This is a genomic window from Paenibacillus sp. PK3_47 (assembly GCF_023520895.1).
GTDB lineage: Bacteria > Bacillota > Bacilli > Paenibacillales > Paenibacillaceae > Paenibacillus_AQ.
The window spans coordinates 2,808,164-2,830,336 of sequence record NZ_CP026029.1; the positions used below are offsets into that span (position 1 = coordinate 2,808,164).

Below are 22,173 nucleotides of genomic sequence, written 5' to 3' on the forward strand. Positions count from 1 at the left end.
TATTTAGGAGGGTTTTACAGTGACAAAGTATATTTTTGTAACGGGTGGCGTTGTGTCTTCCCTGGGCAAGGGCATCACCGCCGCTTCGCTGGGCAGGCTGCTCAAGAACAGAGGTCTTAAGGTGACGATCCAGAAATTTGATCCTTACATTAACGTAGACCCTGGAACAATGAGTCCTTATCAGCATGGGGAAGTATTTGTAACGGATGACGGCGCGGAAACAGACCTCGATCTCGGGCACTATGAACGGTTTATTGACATCAATCTGTCCAAGAACAGCAACGTAACGACTGGCAAAATCTACTCCTCGGTAATCAGCAAAGAACGGCGCGGGGAGTATTTGGGCGGTACGGTTCAGGTTATTCCGCATATCACCAACGAGATCAAGGAACGCGTATTCCGCGCGGGCCGCGAGACCGGATCTGATGTTGTAATTACGGAAATCGGCGGAACTGTAGGCGATATCGAGAGCCTGCCGTTCATGGAAGCGATTCGTCAGATCAAGAGCGACATCGGCCGCGAGAATGTAATGTACATTCATGTTACCCTGATTCCTTACATCAAGGCTGCCGGCGAAGTAAAAACAAAGCCGACACAGCACAGCGTTAAAGAGCTCCGCAGCATCGGAATTCAGCCGAATGTGATCGTGTGCCGTACGGAGTACCCTTTGACTGATGATATGAAGGCCAAGCTGGCGTTGTTCTGCGACATTGATGCGAATGCCGTAGTGGAATGCCGCGATGCCTCCACGCTGTATGAAGTACCGCTGAACCTTCGTGACGAAGGTCTGGATGAGATTGTGGTCAACCACCTGAAGCTGACTACGCCTGCACCGGATATGCGTGAATGGGAAAGCATGCTTGACCGGATTCAGAAGCTGGAGCGTACGGTTGAGATTGCTATGGTCGGTAAATATGTAGCGCTGCATGATGCTTACCTGAGCGTGGTTGAATCGCTCTCGCATGCCGGTTTTGCAGCGAATGCGGAAGTCAAAATCCGCTGGGTTGATGCAGAAGCGGTTACGGATGAGAACGTTGACGAACTGCTCGGCGGAGTAGGCGGTATCCTGGTTCCCGGCGGTTTCGGCGACCGGGGTATCGAAGGCAAGATTTCCGCTATCCGTTATGCGCGTGAACAAAAGATCCCATTCTTCGGCATCTGCCTCGGCATGCAGGTATCCGTTATCGAATACGGACGTTCCATGCTGGGACTGGCAGGAGCGAACAGCTCCGAGATTGATCCGGCTACACCGCATCCGCTGATTGACCTGCTTCCTGAACAGAAGGATATTGAAGACATGGGCGGCACGATGCGTCTTGGCCTGTACCCTTGCAAGCTTTTGCCTGATTCACTTGCTATGTCCTGTTATGACGATGAGCTGGTCTACGAACGTCACCGTCACCGGTATGAATTTAACAATGCTTACCGTGATGAAATTGAAAAAGCCGGCCTTGTCATCTCCGGAACCTCTCCGGATGGCCGTCTGGTGGAAATTGTTGAGCTTCCGGGACATCCTTGGTTCCTTTCGGTACAGTTCCATCCGGAGTTCACTTCACGTCCAAACCGTCCGCAGCCGCTCTTCCGCGAATTTGTCAAAGCATCCCTGACACATTCCGAACAGCTGTAATTCGGTATAGAACCGGCCCGTATGGGTCTGCAGGAGCCTCCGTAAGGAGGCTTTTTTTATATAAAAATAATAAATTCCTCTTCCTTTCTGCACATCAATACATAATAATCCTGCACACTACATTCGTTATTAGATGAACTTTTCAATGAATATTCCCCTTTTTTCACCCCTCCTGAAGCAAGCCAGTATCTGGAATACATTTACGCAATTTATGCAATTAGCAGGATTTTGGCTGTTAAGCACGAATAATAGGTTTCGTATAGAATTAGTTGTTGGAAACCGTTAGCTGTGCGAGGGCGCGGTATAGACAATCTGCCTTAAACCTGGGAGGGTATGATATGGAAAAGAAGAAAGTGTTAATTGTCGACGATCAGAACGGAATCCGGATTCTCCTTATGGAAGTATTTAATAGTGAGGGGTATGCCACCTTTCAAGCAGCTAACGGTAAAATGGCACTGGAAATTGTCCACAAGGAATCCCCGGACCTGGTTCTGCTCGATATGAAGATCCCGGGAATGGACGGATTGGAAATTCTGAAGCATTTGAAAGAGATCGACCCTGCCATTAAGGTGATTATGATGACGGCCTACGGTGAACTGGATATGATCAAGGAAGCGACCAAGCTCGGGGCGCTGATGCATTTTACCAAGCCTTTTGATATCGATGAAATGCGGGTTGCCGTGAACATGCATCTACACAATAAGTCAGTGGATCAAATGAGATAGCAGGGTTACAGGGAGTTTGAGGGAGTCCTGATGTGGACAATATAAAGAGGATAAGTCCGTTTGGGATATGGGCTGGATGAATATCGTCCCACCGGGACATTTTTTTAAGTATCCTATTTAGTATTTGACACAGGATGTGCTATAATAAGCCTGTATGTGATGTCGGCTTTTTATAAGCAACCCAACATTTTAGGAGGATTGAAACCATGCCATTAGTATCTATGACTGACATGTTGAACAAAGCACTTGAAGGAAAATATGCAGTAGGCCAGTACAACATCAACAACCTGGAGTGGACTCAAGCGATTCTTGGTGCAGCAGAAGAAGAGAAGTCACCAGTAATCCTTGGCGTTTCCGAAGGCGCAGCCCGTCACATGGGCGGATTCTACACTGTTGTTAAGATGGTTGAAGGTCTTATCCATGATATGAAAATCACTGTTCCTGTTGCGATTCACCTGGATCATGGTTCCAGCTTTGACAAATGTAAAGAGGCAATTGATGCCGGATTTACATCTGTTATGATCGACGGATCCCACCACCCGATCGAAGAAAACATCGAAATGACTAAGAAAGTCGTTGAATATGCACACGCTAAAGGTGTTTCCGTAGAAGCAGAGGTTGGTACTGTCGGCGGACAGGAAGATGATGTTATCGGCGGCATTTCCTATGCTGACCTTGACGAGTGCGTACGCATTGTCAAAGAAACAGGCATCGACACCCTGGCTCCTGCACTTGGTTCCGTACACGGTCCTTACCACGGTGAGCCTAACCTCGGATTCAAAGAAATGGAAGAAATCCGCGATGCTGTTCAGCTTCCGCTCGTTCTTCACGGCGGTACAGGTATTCCATTGCATGACATCCAGAAATCCATTTCCCTGGGAACTTCCAAAATCAACGTAAACACTGAGAACCAAATCGCATTTGCTAAAGTGGTTCGTGAAGTTTTGGCTGCTAAACCGGATGCTTACGATCCGCGTACATTCATTGCACCAGGCCGTGAAGCGATCAAACAAACAGTTATCGGCAAAATCCGTGAATTCGGATCCAATAACAAAGCCTAATTTCATTTCGCCTCTGGCGGACAAGCTATCTCTGCACGGATGCCGGGATAGGCTTCTTATGTGTATTTGCGCAGTTAATGTCTCCATTGCAGGACAGGCTGTTCATGCTGTCCAGTTGAATAGCCTTATATGGAAAGTACACCGCATAGCCGGTGTCTTTCCGTTTAATAAGCGGAAACGGGCGCCGTCCTTACAGGGGCGGTGCAGCCGTTTCTTTATGTCATTACCACAAAAGACCACAGCAGGTATTGCCGGATAAGCTGCAATACACGTAGGGGGAACCAGATAAATTTATGGAAAAGTTAATGATTGGCGGCGGACGTCCGCTTGAGGGCACAGTAACGATCAGCGGAGCGAAGAATAGTGCAATTGCGCTTATTCCCGCAGCTATTTTGGCTGAATCTGAAGTTGTCCTGGATAATTTGCCGTCTCTTAGTGATGTTGCTGTATACTCCGAAATTCTGGAAGATCTTGGCGGGACCGTTTCCTGGTCAGGCAGCCAGATGAGAATTGACCCCTCCCGTATCGTATCGATCCCCATGCCTAATGGACCAGTCAAAAAACTCAGAGCTTCTTATTATATGATGGGAGCGCTTCTTGGAAGATTTAAAGAAGCGACAATAGGCCTGCCCGGCGGCTGTAATTTTGAGCCCCGTCCGATAGACCAGCATATCAAAGGTTTTGAAGCACTGGGAGCGACTGTAACAAATGATCATGGTTCTATTCACTTGTATGCTAAAGAACTGCGGGGTGCGAAGATTTACTTAGACGTATCCAGCGTTGGTGCCACTATTAATATCATGCTTGCGGCTTCACGGGCCAAAGGCTCTACAATTATCGAAAATGCGGCTAAAGAGCCTGAGATTATAGATGTAGCTACCCTATTGAACTCTATGGGCGCTGTTATTAAAGGCGCCGGCACAGAAACTATCCGGATCGAAGGTGTTACGGAAATGCACGGCTGCCGTCACTCCATCATTCCTGACCGGATCCAAGCTGGAACATATATGATTGCCGCTGCGGCTACGCGGGGCAACGTGTTAATAGATAACGTCATTCCGAAGCATTTGGAGGCTTTAACCGCCAAGCTTCTGGAGATGGGTGTGGATATTGAAGAATTGGATGAAAGTATCCGGGTGATCGGCAGAGCCAAATACGAGCATGTCGATGTCAAAGCGCTGGTGTACCCCGGTTTTGCCACTGATCTGCAATCTCCGATGACGAGCATGCTAACCCAGGCTGAAGGTGTTAGTGTACTTAGCGATTTTGTGTATAGCAACAGGTTCAAGCATGTACCTGAGCTTGTGCGTATGGGTGCTAAGATCCGTGTAGAAGGACGTTCAGCTATTATTGAAGGCAGCAGGCTGAATGCCGCGAAGGTTAAAGCTGCTGATTTACGTGCAGGTGCAGCCCTGGTCATTGCCGGTTTAACCGTCGGGGAAGGAATTACCGAGGTTACAGGCGTGGAGTTTATCGACAGAGGGTACGACAATCTCGTACCGAATCTGCGCAGCCTGGGTGCTGAAGTCTGGCGCGAGAACGAGTAGGTGGCCGATTATCCTTTTGGAAGGAGTAAAATTTGCAGATTTTATGCATATCTCCTTCCATTTTGGGTAATGCTATCCTAATGAGTGTTTTGAGAGTCTCTTTTTTTGTGCTGCAAATTTGCTAGATGAACTTATATAAAATTGAATAGGTGGTTATTACATGGATCTTCAAATTTCCGACCTGGAAGAAATGAAGCTGACCGATCTGTATAAGCTGGCCAAAAAGTACCAGATTCCTTACTACGGACAGCTGAAGAAACGGGAGCTGATCTTTGCGATTCTCCGCGCCCAGGCCGAGCAGAGCGGGCTTATGTTTATGGAGGGTGTTCTGGAGATACTGCCGGAAGGCTACGGTTTCCTGAGGCCGATCAACTATCTGCCCAGCCCGGAAGATATTTATATTTCGGCATCCCAAATCCGCAAATTTGATCTAAGAAGCGGAGATCTCGTATCCGGGAAATGCCGCACTCCCAAAGAGAATGAACGTTACTTCGGATTGCTTCAGGTGAACGCCGTTAACGGCGAGAATCCTGCCAGTGCAGCAGAGCGCCTGCATTTTCCGGCGCTGACACCTCTTTATCCGCAAGATAAGCTGCCGCTTGAAACATCCCCTACACATCTATCTACCCGAATAATGGATTTGCTCGCTCCCGTAGGACTGGGGCAGCGCGGTTTGATCGTAGCACCTCCCAAAGCAGGGAAAACGCTCCTCTTAAAAGAAATCGCCAACAGCATTTCCACTAATAATCCCGAGATTGAATTGTTCGTACTTCTGATTGATGAACGTCCTGAGGAAGTTACCGATATGCAGCGCTCTGTAAAAGGGGAAGTGGTTGCATCAACTTTTGATGAACTGCCGGAGAATCATATCAAGGTAGCGGAGCTTGTTCTGCAGCGGGCACTCCGTCTGGTGGAGCACAAAAAGGATGTTGTTATTCTGCTGGACAGCATTACCCGTCTCGCCAGAGCCTATAACCTGGTTGTGCCGCCATCTGGACGGACTCTGAGCGGAGGGATTGATCCGGCTGCGTTCCACCGGCCTAAGCGCTTCTTTGGTTCGGCGCGGAATGTGGAAGAAGGCGGAAGTCTGACGATTCTGGCGACAGCATTGATTGATACAGGTTCACGTATGGACGATATTATTTATGAAGAATTTAAAGGTACAGGAAATATGGAACTTCATTTGGACCGCAAGCTGGCAGAACGCCGGATTTTCCCGGCTATCGACATCCGCCGTTCGGGTACTCGCCGCGAAGAGGTACTGCTGAGCAAAGAAGAGCTCGACACGATTTGGGCGATCCGCAAAAATATGAACGAATCCTACGACTTTGTGGAAGGATTCCTCAAAAAGCTGCGTGACAGTAAGACAAATGCTGAATTCCTGGCATCTTTTGATGTTGCAGGAGGGAAGGACTCTTCCTCCGCAAGCGGTACAGCCAGTAATGGCGGAACCTCTAACAGCGGCTCATCTGCACGTCGTACTACGCGGCCGAAGGCTTCTTCTGTCCCTACAACCTGAGAATAGATAACAAGAGGAGAATAACATGTATTTGGTATATGCTGACGAGCAAGGAAACGTATACGATCACCCCGAGCTGTACGGATTGGCCCGCAGCGGGGATATGATCGTTGAGATGCTGGAGGAAGAACTGATTCCGCTGCCGGAAGGAGCTACGCTGGTAGGTCTGCCAAGCACACGTGCGGTAGGCATGGATCCCGAAACTGGTGAAATGACGGCGCTGCCGGAGGGGTCGCAGGCTGTCGGAGCGCTGCTGCCGCAGGGCTTTACCCGGCTCTGCCTTCCTGGCTACGTCAAGACAGACAAGTCGTACAAGCTTCCGCTCTTCGGCTATTCGGCTGTAGTGTGGAAGGACGGGGGCTTTTATGTGGCTGCTGACCCGACGGATGATCCGGAGCAGTGGAATCCCTTGAACTGTGACAGGGATGATGTAGAAGCGGGCGTAGGGGATTTGACTGCCAAATATCCGGAGAACCGTCTTTACGGGCATTTGTCCAATTGTGCGCTGGGTTATGAGTGCTTGACCTCTTCCAATACATTCCTGGGGCGCTGGGAAGGCGGAGTGCCGGTTTCGTATTCCTGTAATGCCGGATGCTTTGGCTGTATTTCCGAACAACCGGATGACAGCGGCTTTGTATCCCCGCAGACACGGATGAATTTCCGTCCTACGGTGAGCGAGATTACAGAGGTTATGCTCGAGCATCTCAAGACTCCGCAATCCATTATCAGCTTCGGTCAAGGCTGTGAGGGTGAACCTTCCACCCAGGCCAAACTGATTATTGAGTCGATCCGTGAAGTGCGTTCAATTACAGATATGGGCTATATCAATATCAATACGAACGCCGGTCTTAACGATCATATCCGCAGCATTGTGGATGCAGGGCTTGATTTGATGCGGGTCAGCACCATCAGCGCTCTCGATGATCATTATAATGCGTACTACAAGCCGCGCGGATATACTCTGGCCAATGTGGAGAAGTCTTTGAAGTATGCTGCATCGCAAGGTGTGTACACCTCGATTAACTATTTGATTTTCCCTGGTGTAACCGACCGTGAGGAAGAGATCGAAGCAATGGTTGAGTTCGTCAGACGTACGGACCTGAAGCTGATCCAGATGCGTAACCTGAACATCGACCCCGAGAGCTATCTGGAATTGATTCCTCCTGCACAAGGAGAGATCCTCGGAATGAAGACGATGCTTGAGATTTTCCGAGAAGAGCTGCCGGGTGTGGTGATTGGCTCATTTACGCATGTTCCGCCTGCAGAATTAGCCCGTGTTAAGCAGCGCCGGGTGAGCCTGTAGCCGGGCGGAGGTCCGTTAAATTTTAACATATTGCTCATTTTGTAATTCCGTGCTAATATACTGTTGTGTGTTTAATAACTCTGGGTCCGCATGAGGCCTAGGGCATGAGAGGTGAAATTCAAATGCAAGAAGCAATCCAACCGAAGTACAACATCACTAAGGTAACTTGCGCATGTGGCAACACTTTCGAATCCGGATCTGTTAAACAAGAACTGCGCGTCGAAATTTGCTCCAACTGCCATCCATTCTTCACTGGTAAGCAGAAGTTCCTGGATGCTGGTGGTCGTGTCGATAGATTTAAGAAGAAATACGGTATCTAATCAGACAAGCTCTTCTGCAGCTTAGTGATTGGATTAACCCTCCGGCTGTTTCTGCCGGAGGGTTTTTATTTTTACGGGGTTGTATAAGGTTTTGGCAAAGGACGGATGCCGTGGCTGTTCTTGGTGGGTTGATTTTTGTCGTTTACTGAGCTATACTTATCTTCGCCGTGCTAGACGGGGAGGTAGCGGTGCCCTGTAACTCGCAATCCGCTGTAGCGAGGTTGAATTCCTGTTAGAGGTGCTGTCGATGTGAGGCCTGGTTCCTACGGGCTGTGTTGACGGTTGGGTCCTCCGCAATGAGTGCTTGTGAACCTGGTCAGGTCCGGAAGGAAGCAGCCATAAGCAAGTTTGCTCTTGTGCCGGAGGGTGGCCTAGCCCGAGCAGCTTCGTAGGGTTGCCGCTTGGATCGCAGCCATCAATAACAGGTGCACGGTTTAACTTATCTATGATTAATAAGCGTCTTTGCCACAAGCAAAGATGCTTTTTGTTTTTGGTCAAAGTCTGGCTAATATAGTATAATAAATTAGCGACAAATGCCGGAAAGCGGCAGCCTAAGAGAGGGTAATGCATAGTGGAACATATCGCGCTGTACCGTGCCTGGCGGCCGCAGTCGTTTGAAGACATGGTAGGACAACAGCACATTATCCAGACACTGCAGAATGCGATTCGTGAACAGCGGGTTTCGCATGCCTACCTGTTCAGCGGTCCGCGGGGAACCGGTAAGACAAGTGCCGCCAAGGTTTTGGCCAAGGCAGTCAATTGTGAGCGGGGTCCGGGTCCGGAACCGTGTAATGAATGCCCGTCCTGTCTGCGGATTACCGCAGGGAACATCATGGACGTGCAGGAAATTGACGCCGCCTCTAACCGGGGTGTGGAAGAGATTCGCGACCTGCGGGATAAGGTGAAATACGCACCTACCGAAGTGCGCCGTAAAGTGTATATCATTGACGAAGTGCACATGCTGACTACGGAGGCGTTCAATGCGCTGCTTAAGACGCTTGAGGAGCCGCCGCCCCATGTGATGTTTATTTTGGCAACTACGGAGCCTCATAAGCTGCCGGCGACGATTATCTCGCGCTGTCAGCGCTTTGACTTCCGCAGAGTGTCCCTGGAGGAGCAGACCGGCCGTCTTACAGAGATTTGCCGGAAGGAAGGTATTACTGCGGATGCCGATGCACTGCAATATATCGCCCGTCTATCCGACGGGGGAATGCGTGACGCGCTCAGCATACTGGATCAGATCTCTTCTTTTACTGACGGGAATGTCACTTATCAGCAGGTGCTTGGCATGACGGGTGGGATTCCTTCCGAGCAGTTCGCCCGCCTGGCAACAGCTATTCTGGATAGCGATATGGGCTTGCTTCTGGAGCTTATTGAGCAGCTTATGCAGGAGGGCAAGAGCGCCGACAAATGCCTGGAGAATCTGCTGTATTATTTCCGCGATTTACTGATGATCAAGATGGTGCCTGGAGCAGATCAGTTAACGGACCGTGTGCTTAACCCGGCGGAATTCCGTGATATGGCTGCGAAGTTTACCCGGGAGCGGTTGTTTTATATTGTTGAGACCCTAAACCGCTATCTTGGTGAGATGAAATATGCGACTCATCCGCAGACACTGTTCGAAGTGGCGCTGATGAAGCTGTGCAGCCTGCAGCAGGAGAATGCTCCGGTTCAGCCTTCAGCTCATGTACCGGCAGAGGGGGGCGCTGCGGCATCATCGGGGGAACTGGAGCTTCTCAAGCGGCAGATTGCCGCATTAGAGAAGAAGCTTGAGCAGGCTATGCAGGCCGGGAATCTCGCCGGAGGCGGACGCGATCAGGCTGCTGTACAGCGCCAGGCGCCTTCGCAGAGCTCTGCTCCGCGTATCTCATCCCCGGCCAAGCTGCCTCCGCAGATGGATAAGTTCATAGCTGCGAAGAACAGTCCGGATTTTGATGCTGTCTATAAGCAGTGGAGCCTTGTTCTGCAGGGAGTGAAGGATGAGAAGGTGACGGTCCACGCCTGGTTTGTAGACGGTGAGCCTGTCTCAGTTCTGGATGACGCAGTGCTTGTTGCTTTTAAGAACACCATTCACCGTGATACTACCGAGAAGCCGGCGAACAGACAGGTGATTGAGAATGTGCTTGCTTCAAAGCTCGGCAGACCGTACCGCCTTGTTACCATGATGCTGCGCGACTGGAATGAGGCTTCACAGAAGGCCCCGGCCAAGCCGGATACAGAAGAATTGCGCCTGGAACATGAACACGAATCAGGAGAAGCGAAGACAGAACCATGGATTGACGAGGCTATCCAGCTGTTTGGGGAAGACCTTGTTGTCATAAAAGAATAACTGAAATTCAAGCCTACTTTGCGCCATATGCGCATCCCAAAGGAGAGACGACGTATGAATAATATGAACCAGATGATGAAACAGGTTAAAAAAATGCAGGAGCAAATGCTCAAAGCCCAGGAAGAACTCGGAAGCAAGACTATTGAAGGTTCATCAGGCGGCGGTGTAGTTACTGTTCAGGTTAACGGCCATAAGAAATTGCTGTCCATCCAGATCAAACCGGAAGCTGTAGATCCGGAAGATGTAGAAATGCTGCAGGATCTTGTGATTACCGCTGTTAATGATGCACTCACCAAAGCAGAGGAATTGGCCAACAACGATATGGGCAAATTCACTGGCGGAATGAAGATTCCTGGCTTATTCTAGGTCTGACTCCGTCCAGTCCAAAGGAGAATTATCATTTTGTATTATCCCGAACCGCTAGCCAAGCTGATTGATGCTTTTACGCGTTTGCCCGGGATCGGTCCGAAGTCGGCAGCAAGGCTGGCATTTCATGTGCTCAATATGAAAGAGGATGAGGTCATTGACTTTGCCAAAGCGCTGGTCAGTGTCAAACGCAATCTTCATTATTGTTCGGTTTGCTGTAATATTACCGACACCGACCCGTGCCGTATTTGCCAGGACAAAACCCGTGATTCGTCGGTGATTTGTGTAGTCCAGGAATCCAAGGATCTTGTGGCTATAGAGAGAACCAAGGAGTTCGACGGTTATTATCATGTGCTTCAGGGTGCAATCTCTCCTATGGAGGGGATAGGTCCGGACGACATCCGTCTGAAGGAGCTGTTGACCCGCCTGAGCGATGAGAAAGTAAAAGAACTGATTATGGCGACCAACCCCAATATTGAGGGTGAAGCCACTGCCATGTATATTTCCCGCCTTGTCCGCCCGTTTGAGATCAAAATCACCAGGATAGCCCATGGGCTGCCCGTTGGAGGTGATCTGGAGTATGCGGATGAGGTTACACTGTCCAAAGCTCTGGAAGGCCGCCGTGAGCTGTTTTAGGAGTTAGGAAATAGTGTGTAGAGAGAAGAGTCCGCAAGGGCTCTTTTTTTGTTGTAAGTGCTCTTAAGACACTGGAGAGTTTGGGGTAATCAAGGCGATTCGTTGTGTTCATGGTTTTGGTTCTAAGTTTGTCCCTTTCTTTATATGAATGAGAATATGCCGGAGACATGCAGTGAGGCTGTACAGGCTAAGTATTCTTAGAGGAGGGGCTAGGGTGAGCTGGTGGAACTTTATACGGCAGTATGAGGCCGGGGGACAGTCAGGGACCGTACAACGGGAGGAAGAGTGGAATGTGTTGATGGACGTCCGCAAAGCCCAGGCAGAATGGGAGCGGGCCTACCTGATGTTCGATGAGGCGTTGGGCCAGGATCAGATTGATTATGCCATATATATACTTGAAGCGGCTGAACGCAAATACCAGATACATCTCAAGCATGCCAAAAGTATAGGGCTCAACAGCAGCAAATTTTAGTTGGCAGATAAGTAAAGGGGGAACGGTATGTTCAGAATGGTCGCATTAGGTGTACTGGTTTTATCGGCATCCTTATTGTTATTAATTATCTTCCGTAAAAAAATGGGCTGGGCCTGGCTCAGTCTGTTCGGCACCCATCTTATTCTTGCCGCACTCGGCATTTACCTCGTTAATTTTTCCGGTCTCCTCACTGATGTTTATATCCCTCTTAACCCTGCAACTATAGGCGCAGTAACGGTTCTTGGCCTTCCCGGAGTATTGATGCTGCTCGGTTTGAAAATAACTTTGTTTTAGGTGTTGACTCTGGTCAGCAATCTGTGATACATTAATACACGGCCCTTTCGACAGGATATCACACGATAACTTGTTCAAAAGGAAAGCGAAAAAAGAAATTAAAAAAAACGCTTGACGGAAACATGGTCGCCATGATATATTATAAAGGTCGCTGCTGACGAGAAAAATTAAAGCAACGACGAGCTTGATCTTTGAAAACTGAACAACGAGTGAGTGAGAAGTCGCTTCGGTGATTTCGAAAAATTGATGATTTTCGCAGCGTCTCGTACGCTTTAGAAATTCATCCTGAGAATGCAAATTCTCGTCAGATGTTTCAAAATGAGCGAATCGCTCTTTTCAATACTAATTGGAGAGTTTGATCCTGGCTCAGGACGAACGCTGGCGGCGTGCCTAATACATGCAAGTCGAGCGGAGTTAATTTGAAAGCTTGCTTTCAAATTAACTTAGCGGCGGACGGGTGAGTAACACGTAGGCAACCTGCCCCATAGTCTGGGATAACTACCGGAAACGGTAGCTAATACCGGATAATTTCTTTTTTCTCCTGAAGAAAGAATGAAAGACGGAGCAATCTGTCACTACGGGATGGGCCTGCGGCGCATTAGCTAGTTGGTGAGGTAACGGCTCACCAAGGCGACGATGCGTAGCCGACCTGAGAGGGTGAACGGCCACACTGGGACTGAGACACGGCCCAGACTCCTACGGGAGGCAGCAGTAGGGAATCTTCCGCAATGGGCGAAAGCCTGACGGAGCAACGCCGCGTGAGTGATGAAGGTTTTCGGATCGTAAAGCTCTGTTGCCAGGGAAGAACGTCCGGTAGAGTAACTGCTATCGGAGTGACGGTACCTGAGAAGAAAGCCCCGGCTAACTACGTGCCAGCAGCCGCGGTAATACGTAGGGGGCAAGCGTTGTCCGGAATTATTGGGCGTAAAGCGCGCGCAGGCGGCGATTTAAGTCTGGTGTTTAAACCTTGGGCTCAACCTGGGGTCGCACTGGAAACTGGGTCGCTTGAGTACAGAAGAGGAAAGTGGAATTCCACGTGTAGCGGTGAAATGCGTAGAGATGTGGAGGAACACCAGTGGCGAAGGCGACTTTCTGGGCTGTAACTGACGCTGAGGCGCGAAAGCGTGGGGAGCAAACAGGATTAGATACCCTGGTAGTCCACGCCGTAAACGATGAGTGCTAGGTGTTAGGGGTTTCGATACCCTTGGTGCCGAAGTTAACACAGTAAGCACTCCGCCTGGGGAGTACGGTCGCAAGACTGAAACTCAAAGGAATTGACGGGGACCCGCACAAGCAGTGGAGTATGTGGTTTAATTCGAAGCAACGCGAAGAACCTTACCAGGTCTTGACATCCCTCTGAATCCTCTAGAGATAGAGGCGGCCTTCGGGACAGAGGAGACAGGTGGTGCATGGTTGTCGTCAGCTCGTGTCGTGAGATGTTGGGTTAAGTCCCGCAACGAGCGCAACCCTTGACTTTAGTTGCCAGCAGGTCGAGCTGGGCACTCTAGAGTGACTGCCGGTGACAAACCGGAGGAAGGTGGGGATGACGTCAAATCATCATGCCCCTTATGACCTGGGCTACACACGTACTACAATGGCCGGTACAACGGGAAGCGAAGCCGCGAGGTGGAGCCAATCCCAGCAAAGCCGGTCTCAGTTCGGATTGCAGGCTGCAACTCGCCTGCATGAAGTCGGAATTGCTAGTAATCGCGGATCAGCATGCCGCGGTGAATACGTTCCCGGGTCTTGTACACACCGCCCGTCACACCACGAGAGTTTACAACACCCGAAGTCGGTGGGGTAACCCGCAAGGGAGCCAGCCGCCGAAGGTGGGGTAGATGATTGGGGTGAAGTCGTAACAAGGTAGCCGTATCGGAAGGTGCGGCTGGATCACCTCCTTTCTATGGAGAATCGTTTCCTGCAACGGAAACATTCAAATCGGAAGCTAAGCTTCCATAAGCTTCAAACACTCACTCGTGTTCAGTTTTGAAAGGTCAATCCTTTCAACCGTTTGGTGGCGATAGCGGAGGGGTTCCACACGTACCCATCCCGAACACGACCGTTAAGTCCTCCAGCGCCGATGGTACTTGGACCGAAGGGTCCTGGGAGAGTAGGACGCTGCCAAGCGGACAACCATTCCTTTGGTTGGATCCATGTTATGTTATATGGGCTTTTAGCTCAGTTGGTTAGAGCGCACCTCTGATAAGGGTGAGGTCGGTGGTTCGAGTCCACCAAGGCCCACCATATAACATTCCTAATTTAATATGAGTAGTCGGGGTCCACGGAAAGTAATCGGAATAAACCTCGAAGCTACACTTCACTTTTTGGGGTGTATTTATGGGGCCATAGCTCAGCTGGGAGAGCGCCTGCCTTGCAAGCAGGAGGTCAGCGGTTCGATCCCGCTTGGCTCCACCATAATGTTTTAATTTAAGTATATGCAATACCTTGATCCTTGAAAACTGGATACCGAAACGAATTTGCGTTTTAGAACATTCCTTTAAGCTGAACTTGTGTAAACAAGTTTAAAATTAATGGCGATGCTGAAAGCGAAGGTTTTCGATTGTGAAGCGACTTTTGGCTTTGAATATTCTAGCGTACGGAGTGATCCGGACGCGCTATTCAAAACAAGATGAGCAAACAAGCGAAACACCGTAGCGTTGGTTAAGCTAATAAGAGCACACGGAGGATGCCTAGGCGCCAGGAGCCGACGAAGGACGTGGCGAACAACGAAACTGCCTCGGGGAGCTGTAAGCAAGCTTTGATCCGGGGGTGTCCGAATGGGGAAACCCGGCTGTGGTAATTCGCAGTCACTCACATCTGAATACATAGGATGTGTTGAGGCAGACCAGGGGAACTGAAACATCTAAGTACCCTGAGGAAGAGAAAACAATAGTGATTCCGTCAGTAGCGGCGAGCGAACGCGGAACAGCCTAAACCAGGGGGCTTGCCTCCTGGGGTTGTGGGACGTCTCACATGGAGTTACAAAAGAATATGGTAGGTGAAGAGGTCTGGAAAGGCCCGCGATAGAGGTAAAAGCCCTGTAACCTAAACTGTGTTCTCTCCGAGACGGATCCCGAGTAGTGCGGGGCACGTGAAACCCCGTATGAATCCAGCAGGACCATCTGCTAAGGCTAAATACTACCTGGCGACCGATAGTGAATCAGTACCGTGAGGGAAAGGTGAAAAGCACCCCGGAAGGGGAGTGAAATAGAACCTGAAACCGTGTGCTTACAAGAAGTCAGAGTCCTCTATATGGATGATGGCGTGCCTTTTGTAGAATGAACCGGCGAGTTACGTTTAACATGCAAGGTTAAGGTGAGAAGCCGGAGCCGCAGCGAAAGCGAGTCTGAATAGGGCGATTAAGTATGTGGACGTAGACCCGAAACCGTGTGATCTACCCCTGTCCAGGGTGAAGGTGCGGTAACACGCACTGGAGGCCCGAACCCACGTACGTTGAAAAGTGCGGGGATGAGGTGGGGGTAGCGGAGAAATTCCAATCGAACTCGGAGATAGCTGGTTCTCCCCGAAATAGCTTTAGGGCTAGCCTCGGTGAATGGAGTGGTGGAGGTAGAGCACTGATTGGGTGCGGGGCCCGCAAGGGTTACCAAGCTCAGTCAAACTCCGAATGCCATTTACTTCTTGCCGGGAGTCAGACAGTGAGTGCTAAGATCCATTGTCAAAAGGGAAACAGCCCAGACCATCAGCTAAGGTCCCCAAGTGTGTGTTAAGTGGGAAAGGATGTGGAGTTGCACAGACAACCAGGATGTTGGCTTAGAAGCAGCCACCATTGAAAGAGTGCGTAATAGCTCACTGGTCGAGTGACTCTGCGCCGAAAATGTAACGGGGCTAAACACACCACCGAAGCTATGGCTTGATGCGTATGCATCAGGGGTAGGGGAGCGTTGTGTATACGTTGAAGGTGTACCGTAAGGAGCGCTGGAGAGTACACAAGTGAGAATGCCGGTATGAGTAACGAAAAGATCAGTGAGAATCTGATCCGCCGAAAGCCCAAGGTTTCCTGAGGAAGGCTCGTCCGCTCAGGGTAAGTCGGGACCTAAGGCGAGGCCGACAGGCGTAGTCGAAGGACAACAGTTTGAAATTACTGTACCACCGTAATCCGCTATGAGCGATGGGGTGACGCAGGAGGGTAGTGACGCGGACTGATGGATGTCCGTCTAAGCAGTGAGGCTGGTGTGCAGGCAAATCCGCACACCGTAAGGCTGGGCTGTGATGGGGAGCGAAAATTACAGTAGCGAAGGTCATGATCTCACACTGCCAAGAAAAGCCTCTAGTCAGGAGAAGGTGCCCGTACCGCAAACCGACACAGGTAGGCGAGAAGAGAATTCTAAGGCGCGCGGAAGAACTCTCGTTAAGGAACTCGGCAAAATGACCCCGTAACTTCGGGAGAAGGGGTGCCTCGGTAGGGTGAATAGCCCGAGGGGGCCGCAGTGAAAAGGCCCAAGCGACTGTTTAGCAAAAACACAGGTCTGTGCGAAGCCGCAAGGCGAAGTATACGGGCTGACGCCTGCCCGGTGCTGGAAGGTTAAGGGGAGTGGTTAGGGGTAACCCGAAGCTATGAACCGAAGCCCCAGTAAACGGCGGCCGTAACTATAACGGTCCTAAGGTAGCGAAATTCCTTGTCAGGTAAATTCTGACCCGCACGAATGGCGTAACGACTTGGGCGCTGTCTCAACGAGAGATCCGGTGAAATTTTAATACCTGTGAAGATGCAGGTTACCCGCGACAAGACGGAAAGACCCCATGGAGCTTTACTGCAGCTTGATATTGAATTTGGGTACGATCTGTACAGGATAGGTGGGAGCCGTAGAAGCAGGAGCGCAAGCTTCTGTGGAGGCGCCGTTGGGATACCACCCTGATCGTATCTAGGTTCTAACCTGGTACCCTAAGCGGGTACAGGGACCGTGTCAGGCGGGCAGTTTGACTGGGGCGGTCGCCTCCTAAAGAGTAACGGAGGCGTTCAAAGGTTCCCTCAGAATGGTTGGAAATCATTCGAAGAGTGCAAAGGCATAAGGGAGCTTGACTGCGAGACCTACAAGTCGAGCAGGGACGAAAGTCGGACTTAGTGATCCGGTGGTACCGCATGGAAGGGCCATCGCTCAACGGATAAAAGCTACCCTGGGGATAACAGGCTTATCTCCCCCAAGAGTCCACATCGACGGGGAGGTTTGGCACCTCGATGTCGGCTCATCGCATCCTGGGGCTGAAGTAGGTCCCAAGGGTTGGGCTGTTCGCCCATTAAAGCGGTACGCGAGCTGGGTTCAGAACGTCGTGAGACAGTTCGGTCCCTATCTGTCGTGGGCGCAGGAAATTTGAGAGGAGCTGTCCTTAGTACGAGAGGACCGGGATGGACGTACCGCTGGTGCACCAGTTGTTCCGCCAGGAGCATGGCTGGGTAGCTACGTACGGACGGGATAAGCGCTGAAAGCATCTAAGCGTGAAGCCCCCCTCAAGATGAGATTTCCCAACTAGTAAGACCCCTTGAAGACGACGAGGTAGATAGGTTGGAGGTGGAAGTGCAGCAATGCATGGAGCTGACCAATACTAATCGGTCGAGGGCTTATCCAAAATTAAAACGCAGATTTGTTTCGGATTCAGTTTTCAGGCGATTAAGTCTGATATGGATATACATGGTTGCTATCTGTTTGGAGAGATACCCAAGTGGCTATAAGGGGACCCTCTGCTAAGGGGTTAGACTGCGTAAGCGGTGCGAGGGTTCGAATCCCTCTCTCTCCGCCATTATCATCCATGAAATTTGTTAGTGTGGCGGCGTAGCTCAGCTGGCTAGAGCGTACGGTTCATACCCGTGAGGTCGGGGGTTCGATCCCCTCTGCCGCTACCATACACCCGGAGGCTTAGCTCAGCTGGGAGAGCATCTGCCTTACAAGCAGAGGGTCGGGGGTTCGATCCCCTCAGCCTCCACCATTTTCACTTCAATACGGCAATACTTTTACACCGTGCCGGTGTAGCTCAATTGGTAGAGCAACTGACTTGTAATCAGTAGGTTGGGGGTTCAAGTCCTCTCGCCGGCACCATTATTTTCACAAATGCGGAACCGTGGTGTAGTTGGCCTAACATGCCTGCCTGTCACGCAGGAGATCGCGGGTTCGAATCCCGTCGGTTCCGCCATTTATTTTTTACGGCTTGTAACATGGCTCGGTAGCTCAGTCGGTAGAGCAAAGGACTGAAAATCCTTGTGTCGGGGGTTCGATTCCCTCCCGCGCCACCATATTACGGAGGCTTAGCGAAGTGGCCAAACGCATCAGACTGTAAATCTGCTCACGTACGTGTTCGGTGGTTCGAATCCATCAGCCTCCACCAGTTTTACGAGCCATTAGCTCAGTTGGTAGAGCACCTGACTTTTAATCAGGGTGTCGAAGGTTCGAGTCCTTCATGGCTCATCCCAACAGAAAGTCATCACCTCAGGGTGGTGGCTTTTTTTGTGTTTTCATTTTTAAATATTTTTCAAGTTTAAAATTTCTGCCCTCGTTTAATTATATGTTTATAATACTGAGCAGAAATGAGGGAATTAAATGACATATGATGCAATCATTGTTGGCGGGGGCTTTGCCGGCCTGCAGGCAGCGATTCAGTTAGGCCGTTATTCTGTACACCGTGTACTGGTTATAGATGCGGGAGGAGGCAGATCGAGCATATGCCACAAGTATCATAATATACTCGGTTATCCGGAGGGCGTATCCGGTGAGGAACTGCGGCAGAAGGGACGGAGACAGGCTGAAACTGCCGGTGTTGAGTTCAAGACGGATAAGATCGTCAAGGCGGCTAAACAGAATGACGGGCTGTTTCTTCTGACAGGAGAACAGGGCGAGCAATACATTTGCAGAACGCTGCTGCTGGCTACAGGTGTTATGGACCGGTTCCCTGAACTGCCGGGTCTCCTCCCTACTCTTGGCAATACAGTGTATGTGTGCCCGGATTGTGACGGCTTCGAAATTAAAGATAAGCAAACGGTGCTTATGGGCTCGGGTGATGCGGGTGCGAATATGGCCTTTATTTTACGGGAACGCACGGGGGACTTAACTTACATTAATCATGAAAAGAAGCCTCTATCTGAAGAAAACCGCCGCCGCCTTGAAGCAGAAGACATCCTTTATATAGAAGAGCCGATTAGTCACCTGGAAACGGAAAACGAAGAAAAGATTAAAAATGTAGTCCTGCAAAATGGTGTTAAGTTACCGGCAGAACGCGGATTTATTGCATTCGGCAACAATCCCGTACATTCTGAGCTGGCGGAGCAGCTGGGAGTAAGTTTGCACAAAAACAGGCATATAGAGGCTAATAGACGCTCTCTCATGACTGATGTAGAGCATGTATGGGTGGCAGGGGATGTTGCTGTTCACGCGGAGCAGGCTACGGTTGCCATGGGTGACGGTGCGATTGCCGGGATCTGGATGAACAAGGTGCTGAAGAAACTCAATCCGGTGCAGCTTCCTCCAGCCCGAAAAAGACCTTCAACAGTAAAATAAGCTGAAAGCTTTGCACCACTATGGACGATTCTCCCTACTTGCGGTGAGCCAGGCCGCATCTTGTCGGAAAATATGATAAAATAGGCAAAAAGAGCAAAAGTGGTGGAGAATGGTGACGATGGATAGTGAGGTTTTGCGTCAAAAGCTGGAGCAACTCACCGGAAAGAGAACCGGAATCAAGCAGTTAGGGAGGCAGCATTCGGCTTCCCTTTTCGCCATGGGCACTGAAGGCGGAGAGGAGTTGGTCACTCATGACGGTTATCTCTGGGTGCCCTTGTATGATAATGACGGAAGAGTAACTGCTGTATGGGTGGAGCTTGAAGGCCTCTCTACCCTTGAGGTACAGCTGGTCAACTATGCAGCGCGCAATTTCTCGGTTGCCCTCAAGGCTACCGGACTCAAGGAAGAGGGGGAAGTCGAAGCACGGCAGCTTAGTGCATGGCTTAACTCTCAACTGGAGCAGGAGAAAACTGATGCGGAAATCCCTGATGATATGTCTTTGAAGGGACGTTTGTTCGGCGAAATGATCCCCTTCCTGCTGGTTAGCGAAAATGTACATAATCCGCAGATATCCTACCGTTCGCTGATGAAGCTGCTGCGCAATTATTTTGAGAATGAAGTGATACTCATCCCTCTGCAGGAGAAAGAATGGCTAATTTTAGCCCGTAAAGAACTGCTCACCGGTGGAGATGATAAGGAAGATGAGGAAGAAAGTGCTGATGAGCTGCTTGCACAGACCTGCATGGGGCTGCATGAGTTGATTGCCAGTGAATGGGTCGGTGTGTTTCATTTGGCCGTAGCCCCGGCAATCGTTCCGGTAAAAGGACTGACGGGTTCTGTAGCACTGCTGAGAGAGACGATTGTGCTGGGACGTATTTTTCAGGTCGGAGATTATATTCATCTTCCCTGGGAACTGCACATGGAGCGTCTGGTTAACAGTATTCCTGATGGCCGGCGCAGACAGCTGCTGGGACAGATCGGAGATTATTCCTCTGTGCTCGCGGATAAGGAAATGCTGCTGACGCTGGAGACATTTTTTGAAATGGACTGCAATGTCAGTGAGACTGCAAAGAAGCTGTATATCCACCGCAACACCCTGCTCTACCGCCTGGATAAAATCAAACAGGAGACAGGCGCAGATGTACGCAGTTTTGGGGATGCGGCGATTGTGAAGTTAGCCATGTTATTGTATAAAGTGACGAAAAGAAAATAGGTTTTTTGTGAACGTTACAAATAGCCAGAAGGACCCGTCTGGGTTAAGATAAGTGTACAAGAAAGCGATTTATTTTTTATCCTAACAATAAACTCGAGGGGGAAATACAATGGCAGGCGTACGTTTAGAGCATATTTTCAAAAAATACCCGGGTTCCGATAAAGCAACAGTAATGGATATCAATCTTGATATTAAAGATAAAGAATTTCTCGTACTGGTAGGTCCTTCCGGTTGCGGTAAATCCACAACTCTCCGTATGATCGCCGGTCTGGAAGAAATCTCTGAAGGTAAAATGTACATTGGCGACCGTGTAGTTAATGACGTTGCACCTAAAGACCGCGATATCGCGATGGTATTCCAATCCTACGCCCTGTACCCGCACATGAGCGTGTACCAGAACATGGCGTTCGGTCTGAAACTGCGTAAAGTTAAGAAAGAAGAGATTGACAAGAAAGTACGCGAAGCTGCCAAGATCCTCGATATCGAGCACTTGCTTGAGCGTAAGCCTAAGGCCCTGTCCGGTGGTCAACGCCAACGTGTCGCTTTGGGACGTGCGATTGTCCGTGATCCGCAAGTCTTCCTGATGGATGAGCCTCTTTCCAACTTGGATGCTAAACTTCGTGGTCAAATGCGTGCGGAAATCACTAAGCTGGTTAAACGCCTTGAAACTACTTGTATCTACGTAACGCATGACCAAACAGAAGCTATGACGATGGGTGACCGTATCGTAGTTATGTATGATGGTATCATTCAACAAGCCGCTTCCCCTGAAGAGCTGTACAATGAGCCAACTAACCTGTTCGTAGCCGGATTTATCGGTTCCCCTACAATGAACTTTATCAATGGTACACTGTCCGAAGTTAACGGTTCCGTTCGCTTCCGCGCTGACAACCTTGATGTTGAAGTTCCAGGCGGCAAAGCTACAATCCTGCGCAACAAAGGTTACATCGGCAAAGAAGTAATCATGGGTCTGCGCCCTGAAGATATTCACGAAGAGCCAGTATTCCTGGAAGCTTCCCCGAACACCATCTTCACTTCGCTGGTTGATGTTACTGAGAACCTGGGTCACGAAATGCTCCTCTACCTGAGCGGCGTTGGTGCAGGTACTGTAATCGCCCGTGTGGACGGACGTTCCACTACACGCGAAGGCAGCAAGCCAAAATTGGCAATCGATATGAACAAAATTCATATCTTCGATAAAGAGTCCGAACTGAACGTATTGCTGGGCTAAGATAGCAGTATCTTCCCTGCTTGAG

General features: G+C 50.0%; 15 protein-coding genes, 10 tRNA genes, 3 rRNA genes and 1 other RNA gene. All 29 read left to right on the top strand.

What is annotated here, in order from left to right:
• The first annotated feature begins 19 nt into the window (after window positions 1–19).
• Window positions 20–1,627, top strand: a complete 1,608-nt coding sequence (locus C2I18_RS12630; protein WP_249901515.1) for a CTP synthase — start codon at window positions 20–22, stop codon at window positions 1,625–1,627.
• A gap of 338 nt (window positions 1,628–1,965) precedes the next feature.
• Window positions 1,966–2,352, top strand: coding sequence for a response regulator (locus C2I18_RS12635; protein ID WP_249901516.1), 387 nt, complete (start codon window positions 1,966–1,968; stop codon window positions 2,350–2,352).
• A 206-nt stretch (window positions 2,353–2,558) separates the two neighbouring features.
• Complete coding sequence (gene fba, locus C2I18_RS12640) at window positions 2,559–3,413, top strand: class II fructose-1,6-bisphosphate aldolase (protein WP_249901517.1); 855 nt, start codon at window positions 2,559–2,561, stop codon at window positions 3,411–3,413.
• 293 nt (window positions 3,414–3,706) lie between these two features.
• A complete protein-coding gene (locus C2I18_RS12645) occupies window positions 3,707–4,960 on the top strand; it encodes a UDP-N-acetylglucosamine 1-carboxyvinyltransferase (protein ID WP_249901518.1) in 1,254 nt (417 codons plus the stop codon).
• Between the two features lie 160 nt (window positions 4,961–5,120).
• Window positions 5,121–6,479 carry a transcription termination factor Rho gene (gene rho / locus C2I18_RS12650; protein ID WP_249901519.1) on the top strand — a complete coding sequence of 453 codons (1,359 nt, stop codon included), beginning with the start codon at window positions 5,121–5,123 and terminating at the stop codon, window positions 6,477–6,479.
• Window positions 6,480–6,504: 25 nt separating this feature from the next.
• Window positions 6,505–7,782 carry a radical SAM family protein gene (locus C2I18_RS12655; protein ID WP_249901520.1) on the top strand — a complete coding sequence of 426 codons (1,278 nt, stop codon included), beginning with the start codon at window positions 6,505–6,507 and terminating at the stop codon, window positions 7,780–7,782.
• A 122-nt stretch (window positions 7,783–7,904) separates the two neighbouring features.
• On the top strand, window positions 7,905–8,102 hold the full coding sequence (rpmE, locus tag C2I18_RS12660) for a 50S ribosomal protein L31 (RefSeq protein ID WP_066368182.1): 198 nt from the start codon (window positions 7,905–7,907) through the stop codon (window positions 8,100–8,102).
• A gap of 165 nt (window positions 8,103–8,267) precedes the next feature.
• Window positions 8,268–8,535: signal recognition particle sRNA large type (gene ffs, locus C2I18_RS12665), an RNA gene on the top strand.
• 138 nt (window positions 8,536–8,673) lie between these two features.
• Window positions 8,674–10,431 carry a DNA polymerase III subunit gamma/tau gene (gene dnaX / locus C2I18_RS12670; RefSeq protein ID WP_249901521.1) on the top strand — a complete coding sequence of 586 codons (1,758 nt, stop codon included), beginning with the start codon at window positions 8,674–8,676 and terminating at the stop codon, window positions 10,429–10,431.
• 54 nt (window positions 10,432–10,485) lie between these two features.
• The gene (locus C2I18_RS12675; protein ID WP_249901522.1) at window positions 10,486–10,797 is read left to right on the top strand and encodes a YbaB/EbfC family nucleoid-associated protein; all 312 of its coding nucleotides are present in this window, start codon (window positions 10,486–10,488) and stop codon (window positions 10,795–10,797) included.
• A 36-nt stretch (window positions 10,798–10,833) separates the two neighbouring features.
• Complete coding sequence (recR, locus tag C2I18_RS12680) at window positions 10,834–11,433, top strand: recombination mediator RecR (protein ID WP_249901523.1); 600 nt, start codon at window positions 10,834–10,836, stop codon at window positions 11,431–11,433.
• A gap of 214 nt (window positions 11,434–11,647) precedes the next feature.
• Window positions 11,648–11,905 carry a DUF2508 family protein gene (locus C2I18_RS12685; protein WP_249901524.1) on the top strand — a complete coding sequence of 86 codons (258 nt, stop codon included), beginning with the start codon at window positions 11,648–11,650 and terminating at the stop codon, window positions 11,903–11,905.
• Between the two features lie 27 nt (window positions 11,906–11,932).
• Complete coding sequence (locus C2I18_RS12690; protein WP_249901525.1) at window positions 11,933–12,199, top strand: pro-sigmaK processing inhibitor BofA family protein; 267 nt, start codon at window positions 11,933–11,935, stop codon at window positions 12,197–12,199.
• Between the two features lie 343 nt (window positions 12,200–12,542).
• Window positions 12,543–14,100 (top strand): 16S ribosomal RNA (locus tag C2I18_RS12695).
• Window positions 14,101–14,209: 109 nt separating this feature from the next.
• Window positions 14,210–14,326, top strand: a 5S ribosomal RNA gene (rrf, locus tag C2I18_RS12700).
• A 40-nt stretch (window positions 14,327–14,366) separates the two neighbouring features.
• Window positions 14,367–14,443: transfer RNA gene (locus C2I18_RS12705), tRNA-Ile, on the top strand.
• A gap of 95 nt (window positions 14,444–14,538) precedes the next feature.
• A tRNA-Ala gene (locus C2I18_RS12710) sits at window positions 14,539–14,614 on the top strand.
• Window positions 14,615–14,858: 244 nt separating this feature from the next.
• Window positions 14,859–17,785 (top strand): 23S ribosomal RNA (locus tag C2I18_RS12715).
• Together the 16S, 23S and 5S rRNA genes with 10 tRNA genes alongside form the textbook arrangement of a ribosomal RNA operon.
• A 79-nt stretch (window positions 17,786–17,864) precedes the next feature.
• Window positions 17,865–17,956, top strand: a tRNA-Ser gene (locus C2I18_RS12720).
• 26 nt (window positions 17,957–17,982) lie between these two features.
• A tRNA-Met gene (locus C2I18_RS12725) sits at window positions 17,983–18,059 on the top strand.
• Window positions 18,060–18,066: 7 nt separating this feature from the next.
• Window positions 18,067–18,142 (top strand) — tRNA-Val (locus C2I18_RS12730).
• A gap of 34 nt (window positions 18,143–18,176) precedes the next feature.
• Window positions 18,177–18,252 (top strand) — tRNA-Thr (locus C2I18_RS12735).
• A gap of 16 nt (window positions 18,253–18,268) precedes the next feature.
• A tRNA-Asp gene (locus C2I18_RS12740) sits at window positions 18,269–18,346 on the top strand.
• A 24-nt stretch (window positions 18,347–18,370) separates the two neighbouring features.
• Window positions 18,371–18,446, top strand: a tRNA-Phe gene (locus tag C2I18_RS12745).
• A 6-nt stretch (window positions 18,447–18,452) separates the two neighbouring features.
• Window positions 18,453–18,538: transfer RNA gene (locus C2I18_RS12750), tRNA-Tyr, on the top strand.
• A gap of 7 nt (window positions 18,539–18,545) precedes the next feature.
• A tRNA-Lys gene (locus C2I18_RS12755) sits at window positions 18,546–18,618 on the top strand.
• Between the two features lie 132 nt (window positions 18,619–18,750).
• Window positions 18,751–19,704 carry an NAD(P)/FAD-dependent oxidoreductase gene (locus tag C2I18_RS12760; RefSeq protein ID WP_249901526.1) on the top strand — a complete coding sequence of 318 codons (954 nt, stop codon included), beginning with the start codon at window positions 18,751–18,753 and terminating at the stop codon, window positions 19,702–19,704.
• Between the two features lie 118 nt (window positions 19,705–19,822).
• Entirely contained in the window at window positions 19,823–20,917 is a 1,095-nt protein-coding gene (locus C2I18_RS12765) for a PucR family transcriptional regulator (protein ID WP_249901527.1), read from the top strand.
• A 109-nt stretch (window positions 20,918–21,026) separates the two neighbouring features.
• Window positions 21,027–22,148 carry an ABC transporter ATP-binding protein gene (locus tag C2I18_RS12770; protein ID WP_249901528.1) on the top strand — a complete coding sequence of 374 codons (1,122 nt, stop codon included), beginning with the start codon at window positions 21,027–21,029 and terminating at the stop codon, window positions 22,146–22,148.
• Window positions 22,149–22,173: the final 25 nt, after the last annotated feature.